This is a genomic window from Vibrio harveyi, assembly GCF_030060435.1.
In the GTDB taxonomy this organism is placed as follows: domain Bacteria; phylum Pseudomonadota; class Gammaproteobacteria; order Enterobacterales; family Vibrionaceae; genus Vibrio; species Vibrio harveyi.
The window spans coordinates 1,582,537-1,603,495 of sequence record NZ_CP125876.1; the positions used below are offsets into that span (position 1 = coordinate 1,582,537).

The 20,959-nt window shown below is 42.1% G+C and carries 16 protein-coding genes; all 16 read left to right on the forward strand.

All coding sequences use genetic code 11. The features are described 5' to 3' along the window. Positions 1-216 precede the first annotated feature (216 nt). Genes tagH through tssH form a run of 16 tightly spaced genes read left to right on the forward strand, consistent with a single transcriptional unit; the run spans position 217 to position 20,872 of the window. Positions 217-1,389 carry a type VI secretion system-associated FHA domain protein TagH gene (gene tagH / locus QMY49_RS23630; protein ID WP_283314751.1) on the forward strand — a complete coding sequence of 391 codons (1,173 nt, stop codon included), beginning with the start codon at positions 217-219 and terminating at the stop codon, positions 1,387-1,389. A 9-nt stretch (positions 1,390-1,398) separates the two neighbouring features. After that, positions 1,399-1,854 carry a type VI secretion system lipoprotein TssJ gene (gene tssJ, locus QMY49_RS23635; RefSeq protein WP_047515905.1) on the forward strand — a complete coding sequence of 152 codons (456 nt, stop codon included), beginning with the start codon at positions 1,399-1,401 and terminating at the stop codon, positions 1,852-1,854. Between the two features lie 20 nt (positions 1,855-1,874). Beyond that, entirely contained in the window at positions 1,875-3,200 is a 1,326-nt protein-coding gene (gene tssK, locus QMY49_RS23640; protein ID WP_080628688.1) for a type VI secretion system baseplate subunit TssK, read from the forward strand. 14 nt (positions 3,201-3,214) lie between these two features. After that, complete coding sequence (tssL, locus tag QMY49_RS23645) at positions 3,215-4,507, forward strand: type VI secretion system protein TssL, long form (RefSeq protein ID WP_017190835.1); 1,293 nt, start codon at positions 3,215-3,217, stop codon at positions 4,505-4,507. A 14-nt stretch (positions 4,508-4,521) separates the two neighbouring features. Beyond that, a complete protein-coding gene (gene tssM, locus QMY49_RS23650; protein ID WP_283314756.1) occupies positions 4,522-8,040 on the forward strand; it encodes a type VI secretion system membrane subunit TssM in 3,519 nt (1,172 codons plus the stop codon). Continuing rightward, entirely contained in the window at positions 8,022-8,717 is a 696-nt protein-coding gene (tagF, locus tag QMY49_RS23655; protein ID WP_017190833.1) for a type VI secretion system-associated protein TagF, read from the forward strand. The genes tssM and tagF overlap by 19 nt, the downstream gene beginning before the upstream one ends. Before the next feature lie 10 nt (positions 8,718-8,727). After that, on the forward strand, positions 8,728-9,522 hold the full coding sequence (locus tag QMY49_RS23660; RefSeq protein WP_017818775.1) for a PP2C family protein-serine/threonine phosphatase: 795 nt from the start codon (positions 8,728-8,730) through the stop codon (positions 9,520-9,522). Further along, positions 9,515-10,636 (forward strand): type VI secretion system protein TssA, encoded by a 1,122-nt coding sequence (gene tssA, locus QMY49_RS23665; RefSeq protein ID WP_283314760.1) that lies wholly within the window; start codon positions 9,515-9,517, stop codon positions 10,634-10,636. The genes QMY49_RS23660 and tssA overlap by 8 nt, the downstream gene beginning before the upstream one ends. A 15-nt stretch (positions 10,637-10,651) precedes the next feature. Further along, positions 10,652-11,179 carry a type VI secretion system contractile sheath small subunit gene (gene tssB, locus QMY49_RS23670; RefSeq protein WP_009699036.1) on the forward strand — a complete coding sequence of 176 codons (528 nt, stop codon included), beginning with the start codon at positions 10,652-10,654 and terminating at the stop codon, positions 11,177-11,179. Between the two features lie 2 nt (positions 11,180-11,181). Beyond that, positions 11,182-12,675: a type VI secretion system contractile sheath large subunit gene (gene tssC, locus QMY49_RS23675; protein ID WP_005447040.1), complete on the forward strand. Its 1,494-nt coding sequence runs from the start codon at positions 11,182-11,184 to the stop codon at positions 12,673-12,675. A 57-nt stretch (positions 12,676-12,732) separates the two neighbouring features. Continuing rightward, complete coding sequence (gene tssC / locus QMY49_RS23680) at positions 12,733-14,244, forward strand: type VI secretion system contractile sheath large subunit (protein WP_005447039.1); 1,512 nt, start codon at positions 12,733-12,735, stop codon at positions 14,242-14,244. 9 nt (positions 14,245-14,253) lie between these two features. Beyond that, the gene (locus tag QMY49_RS23685; RefSeq protein ID WP_283314763.1) at positions 14,254-15,051 is read left to right on the forward strand and encodes a type VI secretion system accessory protein TagJ; all 798 of its coding nucleotides are present in this window, start codon (positions 14,254-14,256) and stop codon (positions 15,049-15,051) included. Positions 15,052-15,059: 8 nt separating this feature from the next. Beyond that, a complete protein-coding gene (gene tssE, locus QMY49_RS23690) occupies positions 15,060-15,524 on the forward strand; it encodes a type VI secretion system baseplate subunit TssE (RefSeq protein ID WP_017818777.1) in 465 nt (154 codons plus the stop codon). Continuing rightward, positions 15,521-17,344: a type VI secretion system baseplate subunit TssF gene (tssF, locus tag QMY49_RS23695; protein WP_005447034.1), complete on the forward strand. Its 1,824-nt coding sequence runs from the start codon at positions 15,521-15,523 to the stop codon at positions 17,342-17,344. Before tssE ends, tssF begins: the two co-directional genes overlap by 4 nt. Then, positions 17,341-18,306 carry a type VI secretion system baseplate subunit TssG gene (gene tssG / locus QMY49_RS23700; protein WP_283314766.1) on the forward strand — a complete coding sequence of 322 codons (966 nt, stop codon included), beginning with the start codon at positions 17,341-17,343 and terminating at the stop codon, positions 18,304-18,306. The genes tssF and tssG overlap by 4 nt, the downstream gene beginning before the upstream one ends. A 10-nt stretch (positions 18,307-18,316) precedes the next feature. Beyond that, entirely contained in the window at positions 18,317-20,872 is a 2,556-nt protein-coding gene (gene tssH, locus QMY49_RS23705) for a type VI secretion system ATPase TssH (protein ID WP_172580947.1), read from the forward strand. The last annotated feature ends 87 nt before the right edge of the window (positions 20,873-20,959 follow it).

Consider the following 20,959-nt stretch of genomic DNA (forward strand, 5'->3'; position numbering starts at 1 on the left):
CGAATGAAAAGTTAAGCGTCAAAAATTTGAACCTCGTTGTATATTTTGTTCTGCGTAATAATCCTAGATTGCTTTGCTGAGAAATTAATTCATTATTCCGTTCGTGAAATACAATTATTATTTGATTAGGCATTATTAATCTTAGTGTTAATAAGTGGTCGCCTAACTATTAAGAACTAAATTTATATATTAAGCAGTTCCTTTGGCGAGGTTTACATGACGTTGGTTTTAACCATTACAAGTTTTCATAAGTTCACTCCAGAGATTGACACTGAGTTCGTTTTTGATGCGACAGGTGAACATGACAAGGTCAGTTTTGGGCGCTCTGAACAGTGTGATTGGACATTGCCTGACCCTGAAAGAGTCATATCAAGTAAGCATGGTGAACTGATCAAATTTGGTGAAAAGTACTTGATTAAAGACTTATCGACGAATGGTACCTTTGTAAATAATGCCGTGACGCCGGTTGGTCAAGGAAATGAATTGGCACTCAACCATGGCGATGTCGTGGCCCTCGGCGATTATCAAATTCAAGTAAGTTTAGAAGAAAGAATTATCGATGATAGCAATATAGTACACAATACTATCAATGAGTTAGCTGTTGGTGATGTAGACCGAAATTTAACTCATGATGAGTTTGGCTTGAACGCAGCGGATCTGTTAAGAGACAGTGCACCTTCTGAGTTTCAGCTTGATATTGGTCTGATGGATGACTTTTTAGAAGCACAAGAGCCGAGTGTTGAAGAAGTATCCCCTCATGCGTCTACCCCGATTAGCGCTCAGAAGCCTTTGGTAAAAAATGAAAGCAAAAACCAACAAGCCTTCGTCAGAGGTCTGGGTATCAACCCAAATATGGTTCCAGACGAAAATAGCGAACAGTGGTTCGAGCAACTAGGCCAATCGTTTTCTTTGATGCTACTGGGCTTAATGGAAACATTACATAATCGAGCTGAGTTTAAACAAAATAATCGTTTAAACCATACCGCTTTTCGAAAGTCAGAAAATAATCCATTAAAGTTTTCCGCTAATTTAGAAGATGCTATTCATAATTTATACAACCGAAACACTGCTAGTTTTATGCGAGCAGACATAGCAATTAAAGAAGCATTTGTTGATATAGAAAACCATGAAAAAGCGTTGATGAAAGGTGTCGAAGGTACCGTTTCAAGTGTTATGTCGTTAGTTGAGCCATCAAGTATTTACTCCGATGCAATGTCAAGTGATAGTTTCTTCAATAAAATAATTCCAGCAAGAAAATATGCTCAAAGCTGGAAGAGATTTGAAGGTATTCATTATCAATTAACGGATGAAATTATAAATAAGGAATCACCTTTTTATTTGGAAGATTTTGCAAAGCATTATGAAAATGCACTGAGAAGTAAAAATTAAGGAATGATGATGAAAACAATAATGAAGACTTTACTTCTATTTATTACGGCAGCTTTAGTTGGTTGTTCAGCGGCAAACCTAGTAGTTGATCCCTATGCTGATTTAGCGCTCACCGCCAAACATAATATCAACCCAGATTCAAATGGCAGACCGTCGCCTGTTGTGATCTATGTGTTTGAATTGACATCTTCAACCGTCTTTGAAAGTCAGGATTTCTTTTCGCTGTACGAAAGCTATGACACGGTTTTAGGTCCTGATCTAGTGAACAAATATGAAATTTCTTTAACGCCTGGTCAGGAAGATATTTATCACGCAAGCATGTCACCAAAAACTCAGTATTTAGGTTTAGTCGCGGCATTTCGTGACATCGAAAACTCCAATTGGAGGCAGGTGATTAAGGTAGACCAGACCGGTTACAACACTTACCAAATTCACCTAGACGACCTTTCTATATTCGTTAAATAACCTCACTTGGCGACTAAACAATGGCAGATTACTCCCACACAGCATGGTGTGAGGGGATGTTTTTACGTCCTCAACATTTCCAGCAAAGCGAGCGTGCAATTGAGCATGAGTTTAAGGGATTGAACCGTTTTCAACAGCCTTATAATTGGGGCGTGTATCAAGTTCGTATAAACCCGAACAGTTTGAAAGAAGGCGTGGTAGAAATCGAGAAACTCGAAGCGATTCTTCCTGATATGACTCTTCTTGAATTGCAGAACGTTAATGAAGTTCTTCCGCCATTACTGGTTGAAAAGGGAACTCAAAACACATTAGTTAAAGTGGTCGTTGCTTCATCGAGCCTTAAAGAAAAAACGATTGCGGATGTTAGTGAAGGTGTTGTTAGCAGATATGTGTTAAACGATCTAGACGTTATAGACGTGCAAACTGGTCAGGATGAAGAGCGCATTCAAGTGGCGTCGTTGAATGTTGCGCTTAAAGTAAGCAATGACAACTTGTCAGGTTTTGTTGAGTTACCGATTCTTAAAATTAAAGAAGTCACTGCGGAAGGCGCAATTCTTCTTGATGAAGAGTATACGCCGCCACACCTCAATGTGCTTAAAGATCAAGCAATGTTGGCTTGCCTAAAAAATGTAACGGGAATGACAAAAATCCGTGCTGATGTGGTTTCTCAACGTTTAGTGCAAGGCAAAGCGGCATCTGCTTCAGCTGTCGATTTCATCATGCTTCAAATGCTCAATCGCTACGAAACGATTCTTAGACATCTGGGGCAGTTAGAACAAGTTCACCCTTTAGAGTTTGTCACGCTATTACGAGGATATGTTGGTGAGTTGTCGACTTTTTCGAGTAAAAATAAGCGCGCTCCTTTGCTTATTGATTATGAACACTCAAATCTGACCTCTACGATTTCAGAGCTTAATCAGGTGTTAAGCCAATACCTGAGTGTTGTTCTAGATCAGACGGCTAATAAACTTCCTTTGGAGGTTCGACAACTTGGTATTCGAGTGACACCGTTACCTGATAAGCGACTTCTTGAATCAAGCCAGTTTGTTTTGGCAGTAAAAGCAGATACAAGTACTGATGAGATTAGACGTTTGGTACCAGCTCAACTCAAGTTGGGACCAGCAGAACAAATTAGAGATCTTATAAATAATCAAATCAACGGTATTAACGTTGCACCACTCAATGTTGTTCCTCGACAGATCCCTTATCAAACGGGGTATGTGTATTTTGAAGTGATTAAGAAAGGACCATTCTGGGTTCGTCTCCAAGAGAGTGGCGGTATTGCTCTTCAGCTATCTGGTCAATTCCCGAATTCAGACATAGAGCTATGGAGCATTAACCAATAACAGGTTACGTCATTATGGAACAGACAATAATAAAGCCAACACCAGGTGGAAGACCAACAAACGCTAATATCTCAGTACCAAAATCTGCCGATAGTACAGTTGTGATCTCAAAGAATCCTGAAGTGGTCAACAATGACTCAGTGGTCGCATTTGGCAGCAACCCGATTTTAGCTGAAGCTAATGGCATACTTTCTATTATTGGACAGATTCGAGCAACAGCGAGTCACTCTGACGTCTTGTTTTTAAAAGAAACGTTGGCACAAAAGTTAAGAGACTACGAAAACCGACTACGTCAACAAAACATAAATCTGGAAACAATAGATACCGCTCGTTACTGCTTATGCTGCGCAATCGATGAAGCAGTTTTGAATACAAATTGGGGTAGCCAATCGACATGGAGTCACGACTCGTTGCTGACCTCTTTCTATTCTAGCAGTCAAGGTGGGGAGGCGTTTTTTCAGCATTTAGAAACATGCATGTCATTCCCTGAGACTCAGCTTGATCTCTTGGAACTCATGTATGTGTGTATGTCTTTAGGTTTCGTAGGGCAATATCGATTAGAAAAAAATGGTCTGGAAACACACCGTCGTTTGAGAAAGCAAGTTGTTAGCGTTTTAAAGTCAAACGGTCGAGGGTTACAGCAACGCTTAAGCGACAATATTGAAAGCCGTTTGTTAAATGGTTCGCAAGTGGCGGAACGTGCGCCTTTATGGGTGGTTTGCTCTGTCACATTGGCAATATTGGTCTGTATCTTTATGTTCTTCAGCTATGACCTTAACAAGGCTTCAAATCAAACCTTTGCCAGTTTAATTAATCTCATCTCACCTAATCAAACAGAGATGGCTCCTACGTCCGATTCTCAAGTAATAAAAGTTGCTGAACGCGTTTCTATGTATCTAGCAACCGAGATAAATAAAGAACTGGTGACTGTTGAGGCTCTATCCGACAGAGTTCGGATTTCTCTCAAAGCTCAAGACTTGTTTGAGTCAGGTAGTGCGGAAGTCGTTGAATATATCCAACCTGTTATATCTAAGTTGTCTCGCACTTTAGAAACAACCGAAGGGAAGATTTTGGTCACTGGACATACTGACGATAACCCTATTTTTACCAGTAAATATCCGTCCAATTGGCATCTTTCCCTTGCTCGTGCAACGGCGATGTCTGAACAGTTGATTGCGAACAGTGCACTGGAAGGAAGAGTCCTTCCTGAAGGGCTTGGTGATGCAAGACCCCTTGCTGAAAACTCTACTGATGAAAATCGTGCGCTTAACCGCCGAATCGAAATTGACCTTATGGTTGCAAACTAAGGAAAGTGAGATAAATGAGTATCCGAGAAGTAGGCAGAATATTTACTCAACGTTGGTTTATCGGTTTAGTCGGTGTTGCTGCGTGCTCAATTTTTATTTGGGTCGTAGGTCCCCTCATCACTGTTGCGGGATATGAGCCCTTAAAAACTGACTTTCAGCGTTTGGTTAGCATCCTGGTATTAGTTTTCGTTTGGGGTGTGTTCAATCTTACAAAGCAACATAAGCAAAAAGTAAAAGAAGACGAAACAATTCAAAGCCTGTTAGAGGTGGATTCGCAATCTGATAAAGAAGCTGCCTCAGAAATTAATGTGCTGCAAGACAGAATAGAGCAGGCAATCAAAGTGGTTACTAAAACACATAAAGGTAAACGTAGCTTATACGAATTACCTTGGTATGTACTGATTGGTCCTCCTGGTACAGGTAAAACGACAGTTCTTAAGCAATCTGGGTTGGAGTTTCCGTTAGCGGATTCATTAGGTTCGGACTCTGTTGCAGGTGTTGGGGGAACACGCCATTGTGATTGGTGGTTTGCAAACAAAGCGGTTCTTGTTGATACCGCTGGTCGTTATACGACACAAGATAGCCAAGAAAAAGTTGATGCTAAGGCATGGCATGGATTTCTTGGGCTGTTAAAAAAATATCGAACACAGAGACCAATTAACGGCGCAATTGTGACAATCAGCTTAGCTAGCATTATGTCGCAAACACGCACGGAAAGGAGCCTGCATGCAAGGGCGATAAAGTCTCGTTTACAGGAACTAAAAAACCAACTGGGTATGCAGTTTCCAATTTACGTTCTTCTTACAAAAATGGATCTGGTGGCGGGGTTTAATGAGTTTTTCGCGGATCTGAGCAAAGAAGAGCGTGAAGAGCTATTCGGTTTTATGTTCCCAAAAGATTGCGAAGATGAGCGCGGTGTCGTTTCTCTTTTCAATAAAGAGTTTCATCATCTACTTGAGCGATTGGACGCCCGAATGCTGCGCATTCTGGAAACAGAGGATGATCTTGATAAGCGCGCGATGATCTTTGAATTTCCAAAGCAACTTCGAGTGCTTCAAGCAAACCTAGATGAATTCCTTACAGAAATATTTGCTCAGAACAGCTTTGAAGAGCCCACCCTTATTCGAGGCGTGTTTATGGTTAGCTCGGTTCAAGACGGTATCCCTGTTAGCCGGCTAATGAACGAATCGAGCAGCGGGCTAGGGCTAGGGAAGTTAGGTTTATCTGCTCAGCACCACGGATCTCACAGCTATTTCGTTAGAAGCTTGTTTGATCAAGTCATCTTCAAAGAGCAACTGCTTGGGACAGTCAATCGTCATTATCAAAAGCAATCCAGTTGGCTCCATCGAGGCGTTTACATCGGCTGTGCGGTCGCGTTATGCGGAGCGATTGGAACGTGGTTTATGAGTTATCAATGGAACTCGACACTTATCACCCAAACCAACAAAGAGACGGATCATATAAAAGCAATGATCGGTGCAGATAGTTTAGATTTTGAATCAGACATTATCAGCGCGATAGAAACACTCGACCGAATCATGACTTTACCTTTGGGAAAGCAAAGCGACTACGGAAATTTGGATGCAATAAAGAAGTTTGGTTTGTATCAGGGCGACAAAGTCTCTCAAGCGGCAAATAACGCCTACACGTCTGCTCTAACCAAACACTTCGCTCCTCTGGTGCTTGATAGCCTGATTTCAGAAATGGAAGGAAACCAAGAGCATCGTCAGTATCTATACGAAACGCTTAAAACTTACCTAATGTTGTTTAACCCAGAAAAGTATCAACAAGAAGAAGTATTAGCGTGGTTTGGCTTTTATTTTGAAAGACATTATCCAGGCGCTCTTAATGAATCACTAAGAGACCGTCTAATGACGCACACTAATAACCTTCTGGAAAGCAACGAAAGAGGCTTCTCATTTAATGACTCAGCTGTAGAGAGTGCTCGAGAAGTGTTAACTCAAATGTCTTTGCCTGAGCGTGCTTACCAACGCATGAAGTTACAATTTTCAAAAAGTCATGTGCCGTCATTCAGATTAACAGACGTTCTGGGACCAAAAGGGTTAGAACAATTTGAGCGAATGAGCGGTAAACCACTGTCTCAAGGGATCTCCGGTTTTTACACGTATAACGGGTTTCACAGCATTTTCCAAATTCAAATTAACCGCACTGTGAAAGGGTTAATGGAAGAGAACTGGGTATATGGAGACGATTTAAAAGCGTATGAAATTGACCAAGCAAGTGCAATCCAGAGTGTACAAGCACGTTACTACCAAGATTATGTGAATGAGTGGAAAAACTTAATTGAAGACATTCAGCTTAAGCAAGCGCCAACCCTTGATCTAGCCTCTACTCAAGCAAGAGTGTTGTCGGGGGTTGAGAGACCAATTGAATCATTATTGCGTGCGATTCAAAAAGAGGTTGGTTTGACCAAAGTTGTCTTGTCAGAGAACCAAAAAGCGGCGTCAGAGGTGGCAGGGAAGGTTGCTAAAGTGAAGTTTTCCAATACCGCTGACAAGTTAGATATGTATTTACCTGAAGAGAATAGCTTTAATGTTTCCTTGCCAGGTAAAGAAGTCGAATCTCACTTTACTGAAATCTTACGTTTGGATGAACAAGATTTTGAAGATATTCAGACAGCAATGGTCAATTTGCGCTCTTACCTGTCTGATTTATCAAGTTCGGGTAACAATCAAAAAATTGCATACAAGAGCATTCTCGATGGAACAGTTACCCAAGATGTTGCTGCGTCGTTTGAACGTGCAAGGGAGTTGTTACCAAAGCCATTTAATCAATGGTTAGGAGAACTGTCTCAAGAGTCAGTTAAGTTTGCAGAGAATGGGTCTAAAGATCACTTGAATCAATTATGGTTAACAAAGGTGGTTAAACCATATCGAAGCTCAATTGCTGGTCGCTATCCATTTGTTCCTAATGCCTCGAAGGAAGTTCGCCTCAAAGATTTTAAGCGGTTTTTCGGTTACGGCGGAACCATGGATGCCTTCTTTAAGGAGTATTTAGAACCATTTGTAGACACTTCAACTCGACGTTGGAAGCTTGAAAAAGAAATTGGTGTTCGTCCAGAAACACTCGCAGTATTCCAGAAAGCCAAACGGATAAGACAAACTTTCTTTGAGCCGGACAATTCTTTGCGCGTCGAATTTGGAATGAAACCTGTTTATTTAGATCAGCATATTACTCGTTTTGTACTGGAGCTGGGTGGGCAAGATTTAGTCTATAAGCACGGTCCTGCTCGCGCGAAGTCATTAAGCTGGCCCGCAGGGCAAGACCAAACTCGAATCGTCTTTACTCCACCAGAATCAAAACGCGAGATTGCACATACCTACGAAGGTGAGTGGGGTATTTTCAAATTACTTGATCAATCGCTAAAAGCGCGTCCGGAGTCGCGAAATGACAACATCGTTATGATCGATTTGAAAGGAAACAAAGTTCAACTGGAACTCATCCCTTCAAGTGCGATCAACCCGTTTTGGTCTAACGAGATGGAGAGTTTTCGATGTCCTCAAACGCTATAACACCCTGTTGGGGCTACATTGGAAAAATGCCTGCGAAAGGGGATTTTGTTAAAAATGGGCTTTCTCAAGAGTTTACTGAACGATGGCATGATTGGCAGCAAGCAATAATAGCTGTTAGCCGAGAACAATTGGGCGAAGGATGGCATCAATACTTTCTCACGGCTCCAATTTGGCACTTTGCACTGGATATCTCCTACATGGAAGACGCAACTTACATTGGGAGTGTCATACCGAGTGTTGACTCTGCGGGACGCTACTTCTTTTTCACCGTTGTGAGACCAGTCGAAGGGAGTGCTGTGGATTATTGGGAACAGAGTCAGTGGACTCAAAATAGTCAAGATCTTGCCGTCGCTGTACTCAATGACGACTTTGTATTTGATGCATGGGCTCGAAGACTCACTGACTCGGATAAGACAGTTTTAGATGATGTTCCTACGGCAGAAGTACCGTTAGTACATTACAAAAGCAAACTTTCAACCATTTATGAGAACACCCCACAGTTATCTGCGAATGGTCTTTTAAATCAGATATTAGGTAAGGAATACAAAAAACCTTGTTTTTGGTGGACTGAAGGGTCGGCAACTATATCGCCCTGTATGCTGATTACGTCGGGACTGCCTTCAATAGGTCAATATGCGGCAATGTTAGATGGAAACTGGCAAGAGTGGAACTGGTAGGTATCAGCGAATGAATTGGAATTACTTTACTTTTTCGAGGACTCATCCAGGAAAGGTCCGTCCATATAACGAAGATGCATTACTTGATATGTCCGAACTTGGTTTGTGGGTCGTAGCAGATGGTATGGGTGGTCATTGTGCAGGAGACATCGCCAGTCAGATGTTGGTCGATAAGATTGCCCGCTATGCAAAAGACAATAAGACAACCCACATTGATGAGTTGAGAGGTGTTATTCAGCAAGCAAACAAAGAGATCTTTGATTACGCAAAAGAGCATTTAGAAGGTAAAACGATGGGGACAACACTTGTACTGTTATTTATGCAGGACGGGTATTTTCATTGTTTGTGGGTTGGGGATAGCCGTATATACCAACTGAGAGAAGGGAGCTTCACGCAAAAAACAAGAGATCACAGCCAAGTTATGGATCTGGTCGAACAAGGGTTATTAGCGATTGAGGATGCCGAATCACACCCATTAGCTAACGTCATAACTCGTGCGATAGGTGTCGATGAAATAGTAACGATAGACCAAATCTCCGGTCAGCTCTCGAACGGTGATCAATTTCTGTTGTGTAGCGACGGGCTCTCTAAAGAACTGACCAATGACGAGATACACAACACGCTCTATGCTGATTCAGTCAATCAAGCAGGGTTAGCCTTGATGCACTCTGCGTTAGTTCGAGGTGCTAGTGACAACGTCACATGTGCGTTGGTCAAAGTATGCTGTGATCAAAATGAAATAGCTGAAAATCAGCAAGATGACGCGACCATTCCTGTTTTCTTGAGGAGTAAAGTGCGTGGATGACCTAATCAAAGCGTTCGAGTGGTTAGAACCAGTACTACAACCTGTCTCTGCTGATCAACCAACGGGCGTGGACCCTCGTGAGGACGTATCTCCTCAATCTGCTTATTACAGATTAAAAGACCACAGGATGGCTGCGCGCAATACAGAGCGTAACGCCATTATTGAAGAAGAAAGCATACTCAGCCACACCAACCTTTGGCGTGTTTTCATTGATGAAGTTCCAGAAGTTCTGACTTCTCAGTCAAAGGATTTGGAGCTTGTCGCTTGGCTGATTGAGGCGCTGACACGTATTTATGGCTTTCGCGGAATGGGGATCGGATACGAGATAGCATCACACTTTATTGATCATTTCTGGGAACAGCTGCATCCCATGCCTGATGAAGACGGAATCGAGACTCGTATTTCTGCAATCATTGGATTAAACGGTATCGAAAGTGAAGGTACCTTAATTTTTCCACTGGCTTCGATTCCGCTTACGGATATGGGGGTAGAGCAAGCTTACGCATTTTGGGAATACCAACAAGCCATTGAATTAGAGCGACTTGATGAAGATAAACGACGTTACAAAGTCGAGCAAGGTGCTGTGGAACTGTCGAAAATCAGCGATACCGTTAAATCCACCTCTGATGAGTTTTACAGGACTTTGATCACTGATCTTGAGTTCGGCATAAGGGCATTTAACCAATTTAGTCAAAAGCTTGATGATGCTGTTGGAGACGTTACCCCAAGTTCTTACATCTCAAAAAAAATTGATTCAATACACTCGGCATTAAAGCATTTGCTTGGTGACCGCTTTCAGGCACCGAAAGAGGTGATTGAAGAGGCTGATATGGAATCTAACGAGCCGAATACGGTCACAAGCCAGTCAGCTAACAACAGCGAATTGCTAATAACAAATATGCAATCACGCGAGCAAGCGATTGAACAGTTACAAAAGGTGGCAGACTTCTTTAGAGAAAGTGAGCCTCATTCACCAGTTTCTTACTCCATCGAACAGATTATTCGTTGGTGTGGAATGCCTCTGCCGGAATTACTGGCGGAATTGATCTCCGACGGAGATGCAAAGAGAAGCTATTTCCGTTTAGTTGGCATAGCAGAACAAAATGAAAATTAAGGAAGGGAGAACGGTATGACGAGTATTCACTCGAAACTGTCACGAGTAAGGAAGCCTCGTGTTCACATTACCTATGATGTTGAAACCGAAGGAACAACGCTTAAAAAAGAGCTTCCTTTTGTGGTTGGTGTAATGGGCGACTTCGCTGGACAAAATACCGAAGCGTTAAAGCCTTTGAAAGACCGACGTTTCATTCAGATTGATCGAGACAACTTTGATGATGTTTTGAAAAAAATGAGTCCATCAGTGAAGTTTAAAGTCGCAAACAAATTGGCGAAAGATGACTCGCAATTTGAAGTGGATTTAAGCTTTAAATCTATGCAGGACTTCGAGCCCGCAGCGATTGTTAATCAAGTTGATCCTTTACGCCAACTGATGGAAACCCGAAATAAACTTCGTGACTTGATGACGAAGGTCGACCGCTCAGAAGAGTTAGAAAATATTCTAGAGGATGTATTAAACAACACGGAAAACCTGACAAAGTTGGCTGGAGAGTTAAACCTGGGCGAGTCAAGCTCTGTAGATAATCCAGAGGGAGCATAGTAATGACGACTCAAATTGACAAACAACTTGATCCAACGGTAGAGCAACAAACGTCATCATTCCTAGAGCAGGCGATTGGTGCAACAAAGCAAACAGAAGCTTCTCGTGCCGAAGAGTTGATCAAGACATTAACAGAAGAAGCAATGAAAGGTACCGTTTCCTGGAATAAGAACCTAACGGTGACGTTCCGTGAAGCAATCACGCTTCTTGACCAACAGATTTCGGAACAATTGTCTGAAGTCATGCATCACCCAGAACTACAAAAACTTGAGGGCTCTTGGAGAGGCTTAAATTACTTAGTGATGAACTCGGAAACAAGTTCAGCATTGAAAATTCGCATGATCAGCATGACGAAAAAAGAGCTTCATAAGGATTTAAGCAAAGCGGTTGAGTTTGATCAGAGCCAAATCTTTAAGAAGGTGTATGAGTCTGAATTCGGTAGTGCTGGTGGTGAGCCTTATGGTGCGCTTATCGGTGACTATGAGTTTACAAACCATCCGGAAGATATCGAATCATTGCGCCTGATGTCTAACGTTGCTGCTTCTGGTTTCTCGCCGTTTCTTTCGGCGGCTTCACCGGCTTTGTTTGGCTTTGATGAATGGACGGAATTATCTAAACCTCGCGATTTGGATAAGGTATTCGAGTCATTGGAATACGCACAATGGCGTTCCTTCCGCGAAAGTGCTGACTCGCGTTTTGTAAGCCTAACCATGCCGAAAGTGCTAGCACGTTTGCCTTATGGTCAAGCGACTTCTCCAGTTGAAGAGTTTGGGTTTGAGGAGTTTGATGTTGACGCTGTTTCCGGCATTGCGACTAATGCAGAACACAACGACTACTGTTGGATGAACTCTTCGTATGTACTAGGTGCGAAGCTCACAGATGCTTTTTCAAAGTATGGCTTCTGTACAGCGATTCGAGGTGCAGAAGGTGGTGGTCGTGTAGACAATCTACCAACGCACTTCTTCATGAGTGATGATGGCGATCCTGATATGAAATGCCCAACAGAAATCGGTATTACTGACCGCAGAGAAGCGGAGTTAGGTAAACTTGGTTTCTTACCATTATGTCATTACAAAAACACAAACTATGCCGTGTTTTTTGGTGCGCAAACCTGTCAGAAACCAGCAAATCATGACTCTCCGGATGCGACAGCGAATGCTGCAATTTCCGCACGCTTACCTTACATGATGGCGACATCGCGTTTTGCCCATTATTTGAAAGTGATGGCTCGCGATAAGATCGGTAGCTTCATGGAAGCAGAAGATGTTGAATCATGGTTGAACCGTTGGATCTTAAGTTATGTGAACGCATCTGAAGGAGGCGGTCAGGAAATCCGCGCGAAATACCCATTGGCTGATGCTCGCGTGCAGGTTAAGGAGATTCCAGGCGCGCCAGGCTCTTACAATGCAGTAGCATGGTTGAAGCCTTGGTTACAGATGGAAGAGCTTACGACTTCATTACGCTTAGTTGCAAAAATCCCTCAATCGGGTGGTTAAGTGAATTGTGGTTGGCTTTATGGGTCAACCACACTTTCCCTCCTGTGGTGTGTAAAAATGACTAACGATACAGCGTTGAATTTCTTAGACCCAAGCGAGCTAAAGCATGAGTTTAGTCCGCTTGGGTGTGCGGAACTTAATAGTTACTGGATTACTCGGTTTGTCGAAACAGAAGATTCAATACACTCGGCAAAAATTTGGTTAGAAGGTACCAAAAGCAGAAGTGTTGCTGAATTTCGTCGCAGTTTGATTATGACCATCAATCAAATAGATCAATTGTTACAGAAACAACTAAATGAAATCATTCATCACCCGAGATATCAGCAGTTGGAGCGATCTTGGGTGGGGGTTAAGTATCTGTGTGAACAAACAGACGGTCAATCTGGTGAATTGGTAAAAATAAAGCTTTTATCGTCGACATGGGAAGAAGTCAGTAAAGATGCTTTAAAAGCAATCGAATTCGACCAGTCAGCTTTGTTTAAACTGCTTTACCAAAATGAATACGGCATGGCTGGAGGTGAGCCATTTGGACTGATAGTTGGTGATTATGAGCTTCGACATGACCCTAACCAAAACTACTTTGATCGGGATTTGTCGGTATTGGGTAAGATTGCCCAGACAGCAGCAGCTGCGTTTAGTCCTTTTGTCATGTCTGCGCAACCAAGTGTATTTGGGGTTGATCGTTTTTCGGAGTTGTCATCTACCACAGACATTACTTCTCAATTTGATCAAGTTGAGTATGGGAAGTGGCAACGCTTGAGAGAATCAGAAGACACAAAGTTTATAGGTATTGCAGCGCCTAATGTTCTTTTTAGGCAGCCTTATATCAAAGATGGTTCTCGGATAGAGGCGTTTGAGTTCGAGGAGACGATTGTTGAATCAGAACAAGAGTTGTTGTGGGGTAGCGCCGCTTTTTGTTTCGCCGCCATCGCAATTAGAACCTATCAAGAACATGGTTGGTTTACTCACATGAGAGGTGTGAAGCAAGGGGATTACACCCAAGGAGCCATTCTAGCTCCAACAAGAAGTTCTGTTCAGCTTATGAGTAAAAACACACGAGATAGGAGCCCTTTAAATCTGAAGGTATCAGAGCGTAAAGAGAAAGAGATATCCGATTGCGGTTTCATTACGATGTCACCTGTCGCAGAAACCGATTTAGTCGGCATGATATCCAGTGTGTCTATCCATAAGCCGAAGTTATTTGAAGACCAGAACATAACGATGAACGCCAAGCTGACTTCGATGCTGCAATATACATTATGTGTATCTCGAATCGCACATTACATAAAGGTAATGGGAAGAGACAAGGTTGGTGGGTATCAAGATTCTGATTCAATCCAGCGGGATTTTCAGCAATGGCTTCACCAATATACAACTGCTTCTGATGAAGCTTCTGATGAACTCAGAGCAAAGTATCCACTCAACGAAGCAAAAATAACAGTTAAAGAAAAACGCGATTCGCCAGGGCATTACTTTTCAGTAGTGCATTTAAGACCTCATTTTCAACTCGATCAAATGGTTTCGGCGGTCAAATTAATTACGGAGTTATCACCGGAGCAGGTGGTGTAAGGGAACACGATGACAACATGGAAAAAAGCCTTATCTGAAGGTCAATTGCAGCAAGCTATTACTCTATTAATTGAAGAGATAAAGTCTGCCCCGAAAGATGCAAGCTTGCGAAGTTCGTTCATTGAGCTGCTTTGTATTAACGGTGATTTGGAGCGAGCGGACGATCAACTGATTCAATCGATCAAGCTATTTCCGGAATATTTGGCAGGTGCGAGTCAATTGCGTCATCTTGTAAAAGCGGCGCAAGCCCGTAAAGACTTTAGTGAGGGGGCAGCAACTGCGCAGTTTGTTGAAGGTGATTCAAAGGTTAACGAGTTGATCATCGAGTTGAATCTTGCCATCAAAAATAAAGACTATGAAAGTGGTTATGAGTTGGCGCATCAGCTTGAAAAAGGAAGAACCACTAAACGCTTTTCTCAAAATGGAAGTATGACCGATGAGGTAAGGGATATCGACGACCGTTTGTCTGGTTATGTCGAGCTGTTTTCTACTGCGGGAAACTACTTTCTTGTCCCAATTAAAAATATTAAATATTTAGAAGTGAAGGATCCAAGCTCATTACTTGAAAATGTTTGGCGACCTGTGGAGTTTGATATTGAGGGTTTAGGTGAAGGAGAGGGGCACATGCCACTCACATACATAGACTCATCTACAGACGCCCAAAAGCTTGCCAAAGAAACGGATTGGATACAACTTGGCGCTAGCGAGTTGTTCGTAGGTTCAGGACAAAAGTGTTGGTTGGTTGGGGACAAAGCAGTACCTATTTTTGAGCTAAACCAATTGTCAGAAATCGCAGAGCTTGCATAGAGGTTTAGATGGCACTGGCAGCATCCTTACTTGATAAGCTAATCGATAATGATCCTCAATCCCGAGAAGATAAAGACTTTCCACTCACTCAACAGTTGCTGATAGACAATTTATTGAGAGATTTAGAGTCGATGTTGAACAGTCGGATTGGGTGGAGAGAAGTCCCGTTTGAGTTAAAAGAAGCGAATAAATCAATCTTAAATTATGGTCTGCCTGATTTCTCTTCAATGCCATTCAGTAGCCAGCAAGGACAAGGGCAGCTCTGCGGCATTGTAAGAGCTGCCATTCGTGAATTTGAACCGCGTTTATCGTCGCCGGTTGTCAATATACTGCAGGAAAAGAGTGCGGTAGATCGCACTTTAAGGTTACAGATAAATGCAACGTGCCTTATAGGAAATAGTGAGCGCGACGTGACGTTTAATACCGAAGTTGAACCCGTAAATTTAGGCATGAAATTGAGTAGAGCAAAATGAGCGAAGAGTTCTTGAAGTACTATAACCGCGAGTTGGCATATTTGCGCCACAAAGGGCAGGAGTTTGGCGAGCAATACCCAAAGATTGCTGCGCGTTTGGGTATTAACGAAGAACAAGTAGATGACCCTCATGTAGAGAGGCTGTTAGAAGGTTGCGCGTTCATGACGGCGCGAATTCGCCAGAGTTTGGATAACAGTTATCCGCAGTTTACTGAGTCTTTAATGGGGCAACTACACCCAGACTTTCATGCTCCAATACCCTCGATGTCGATCATCAGAATGAAGTGTAATGGGTCAACGTCATCACCCTTTGATATACCTGCTGGAGAAAAAGTAAAGATCAGTGCACCCGGTTTTGATGAGTGCGAATTTAAAACATGTTATGACACACAGATTTACCCTTGTGACGTTTCACAAGGAAGCTTTGATAATGCCCCTTTGGCATCGATAGGTTCTCGTTGGGAAACAAATGCGCACTCGATGCTTAAGTTGAGGCTCAATTCAAATGAGAGTGGGGCGACATTTGCTGACATGGGGGTTGAGACGCTGCGCTTTTATCTGAATGGTCAAACTCAACTCACGCAAAGGCTATATCAACTTCTGTTCAAAAGTCTGATAGGCATATCGCTTTCAGCAAACGGCAAAGAAATTGCGTCATTAACACCACGCCACTTACACGCAGTGGGATTTCATGATTCTCACAAAGTCGTTCCCTATAGTAAGCGAAGCTTTTCATCCGCGAGGATGTTAGTGGAGTATTTACATTTTCCTGAAAAGTTTATGTTTTTTGAGCTGCAGGATCTCGCACTTGAAAGATTAGAGGTAGAAGGCGAGCTCGATATTAGTTTTTACTTTGATATCGACGATGACTGGTTACCAAAACAAGTAGATGAAGAAAGTGTGCTTTTAGGGTGTGTTCCAATCATTAACTTGTACGAAAGCACGATGGAGCCAACACGGTTAGAAGCTTCAGAGTATGAGTATCAGATGTCTCCTGGGCATCAAAGTGCTGATTGCAGTGAAGTAGTTGCGATCACGGATGTTACTTTGAATAACTGGAACAAGTCTTATAAGAATTTACCCAGTTACTTCGCTGGCGAGCATAACCATTATATGAACAAAAGTGATTTGTTTTGGGTAATGAGGCGAGAAGATAAGAACTGGGCAGGGGGATTTGATGAACCAGGTAGGGATATCTATATTTCTTTTGTTAATAAAAAACATCAACAGTTTGAATTCGATAGCCATGACAGTTGGTTACTTTCAGTTAAGGCAGAGTGTTGTAATAGAAACATGCCCCAAAAATTGCCTTTTGGTGGCGGTTTGCCAAACGTATTGCTACCAAAAGTAAGTGACAATTTTCAGCAAGTAAAATGTTTGGTTTCAATGACTGAAACAATCAGACCTGATATGGATGAAGGCAGTCGCTGGCAACTAACCAAATTATTAACGCTTTCCCACTTCACTGATGAGACAGGTCTAGCAACGTTAAAACAACGACTTAAACTCTATGCATTTGCGGGTACAGCTGAGACCAAAGCACTTATCGACGCCTTAGTAAAATTAGAATATCAACAAACCACAGGAAGGGTTAATGAACAGGGAAGAGTTGGTTTTGCTCATGGGGTAAAACTGGTGCTTACCGTTTCTGATCAAATGCTATCTAAAGAGCAAACCTTTTTCTTAGGATGCGTACTTTCAGTGTATTTTGCGCAATTTGCTGAGGTAAATATTTTTACACAGTTAGAGGTAAAGACGAAATCTACGGACAAAGTATTTCATCGATGGCCTGCAATGCTTGGTGAAAAGGTATTGTTATGAATGAGGTGGATTTTTTTCAACAATTGAAAAAGCGACCATTGTTTGAAGCGATTCACCTCATTGAATTGGGATTACTTAAAGGTGGAGCTCAACTAGGGAGCGATTCATTACCTAAAAATGAAAAGGTAGATCTAAAAGTAAACTCAACGCTAGGCTATGAAAACGCACAACTTTCCAATGTTCATCGCTCTGGCAACGATAGGCTGATACTAGAAACAAACTTAATTGGTCTGACAGGGGAACAGGGCGTGTTACCCCATCATTACAGTGAACTTGCGATTAGTCGTCAAAAAGAAGGCGACGGAGCGATGGTGGATTTCTACGATATTTTCAATCACCGTTTACTTTCGTTGTATTACCGTAGTTGGCAGTTGAGTCAGATATCAGTTCAGGCACATGAACATTCTAAAGGGGCTCGTTCCCCTCTCATAAACAGTCTAGAAGCTGTTTCAGGTCACTCTGACCACCTAATTAATCACTACGCCGGCTTATTTGCATCGAGAAACAGAAGTAAAGGCGCACTAAAAACCATTATTGAAGACCTAACAGGGTGTGACGTTAGGTTACACGAGCTTCAAGGGCAATGGTTACGTTTATCAAAGGAAGAACAGACGAGATTAGGTGGAAAGTCGACGCCGGAAGGACAATTTGCTCAAGTCGGTAGAGGCGCATCTATAGGCGCAAAGGCGTGGAACATAAATGCAGCAGTGATGATCGAACTAATACCAACGAGTACAGAGCAAGTCAGTCAGCTACTGCCCAATAACCCATACATAAACACAGTTAAGTCTTTGGTCCATGAGTATGTAGGCAAACATAAGTCCATTAAGTGGAAGCTCACTACACGTCATAAGTATTTGTCCAAGGTGTGCATTACTAAACGACATGGTCAACTAGGGATTGGTACGGTTTTATCTAAACATAAGCGAACTGAAGATCGCGAAATAACTATCACCATTTAAAGGAATCACAATGGCTTTACTATCACTTTCAGCGTTGGTCGAAAGGTTGTCTCCTGTCGCTAAAGAAACGCTTGAACAAGCGGCTGCAATGGCGAGTTCTCGTACTCATCATAGTATAGAGATGACCCACTGGTTGTTATCCATACTCCAGCATCCCGCAGAGATTTATGTTGAAGTATTTAAGAAGTTTAATGTAAACCCGAAACTGGTTGAAACACAGTTATTGTCGCAATTGGAAAAATACAAAACGGGTTGTGAATCGGTGCCGGGACTTGCAACCCACACTGTTACTGTGATGCAAAATGCAGTGATGATAGCAACAATAGAGTTTGACGCACATGAACTCAACTGTATCCATCTATTAAGTGCTTATCTATCGGATGATTCCTTAGCGAATGCGATAAATCAACCTTGTCCTGAATTAAATAAAATTGAAGTGACGACATTGCCTGCATTCAATGAATCGCAGCAGGTAGCAACTTCTGCAGCAAAACAAACTAGCACTGCCTTGGATCAATTTACTGTTGATCTTACAGCACAAGCTAAAGCAGGAAAGCTTGACCCAGTTGTTGGGCGTGATAACGAAATTCGACTCATGGTAGATATATTGCTGCGAAGACGCCAAAACAACCCAATTCTCACAGGGGAGGCGGGAGTTGGTAAAACGGCTGTAGTAGAAGGGTTAGCCCTAAAAATTGTCGAAGGTGACGTCCCTCCAGCATTGCAAGGTGTTGCAATTAAGTCGTTAGATATGGCTTTACTACAAGCCGGAGCAGGAATGAAAGGTGAGTTTGAAAACCGCCTAAAAAACGTCATAAAAGAAGTTAATCAATCTGATACACCGATTATTCTTTTTATCGATGAAGCTCATGGTCTGATTGGCGGAGGTGGTCAGGCGGGGCAAGGTGACGCTGCTAATATTTTAAAGCCAGCACTCGCAAGAGGTGAGTTAAGAACTATTGCTGCAACAACTTGGGCTGAGTACAAAAAGTACTTTGAAAAAGATGCAGCGCTGACTAGGCGTTTCCAAGTGGTCAAAGTAGATGAACCCACTCCGGAAGTTGCAGTGGATATGCTTCGCGGTTTATTGAATGTGATGTCGAACCATCATGGCGTATATATTACCAGCCAAGCATTAGAAGCCGCTGTTCAACTGTCTTCTCGATACATCAATGGTCGACAACTTCCTGACAAAGCGGTGTCTGTATTAGATACAGCGTGTTCACGCGTAGCCTTAAGTCAATCTTCAATACCCGGTGTATTGGATAACAAGAAAAAGGCAATGCAGCTAAAACAAGCAGAATTAGAACAACTGATTAAAGAGTCTCAATTTGGTCGCGACCATAGTGATGTGATAGAGAATATTCGAATCGAGATTGACCAGCTCTCTCACTCAGTACTTACTCTTGAGGCGCAATGGCAACAAGAACAACTTTGGGTTGAAGATGCAAAAGCCTTACGTAATAAAATCCTCCTATCTCCGTCAGATTCTGACAAACAAAAATTGATCGAGATTGAAGAACAACTCGGTACGAATGCTCAGCCTTTGGTGTTCTCTCATGTAGGGGATGCATTGATCGCCGAAGTAATCTCTGATTGGACTGGTATTCCGCTAGGTAAGCTGCAAGATGACGAGATTAAGGCAGTATTGAACTTAAAAGAGAGTTTAATTAAACGAGTTGTAGGGCAAAATCATGCTCTTGAAACCATGTCGGAAGTGATTAAAACGGCAAGTGCCCAACTTACAGATGAATCGAAGCCAAACGGGGTGTTTCTGCTTATTGGACCAAGCGGAGTCGGTAAAACTGAATCCGCATTAGCAATAGCGGAAAAGGTGTATGGTAGTGAAGAAAACGTTACCACGATCAACATGTCAGAGTTTAAAGAGGAACATAAAGTCTCATTACTATTAGGCTCTCCTCCTGGCTATGTCGGTTATGGTGAAGGTGGTGTGTTGACGGAGGCGGTGAGAAGGAAGCCATACAGCGTCATTCTTTTAGATGAAATGGAAAAAGCGCACCCAGGTGTCCAAGATATCTTTTATCAAGTGTTTGATAAGGGAATGATCAAAGATGGTGAAGGTAGAGACATTGACTTCAAAAATACCATTATCATTATGACGGCAAATACTGGTACAGATACAACAATGTCATTGTTTGAAGACCCTGACTTAGCTCCAGATGTTGGCGCCCTAAAAAATGCGTTGAGAGATGATTTAATTGCGGACTTTAAACCTGCTTTCTTGGGACGTGTAAATGTCCTACCTTACTTACCACTAGACGAAACAGTATTAAAAAATATTACTCACCTAAAAGTAAAAAAAATCTCAGATAGAATTAGAAAAAACTATTCCTCAGAGCTGATAGTGAGTGATCAATTAATAAATAATATTGTTGCTAGTAGTAATGAATCAGGAAGTGGAGCAAGGGTCATACAAACAACCATTGAAAATACACTGTTGCCTAAAATATCGCATGAAATCCTTACGGCGATTCTTAAAGGTAAGAATTTTAAAGAGATTAAGGTCGAGGGTGAAGTTAATTCTTTAACTGTCTCACTTTTATAACAATTATTTCAAAATGAAATTAATATGAGAGTTGCTTCGTAATAAGCATTTTACATTTAAAATAACGCTTATGTTAAATCTAAATAC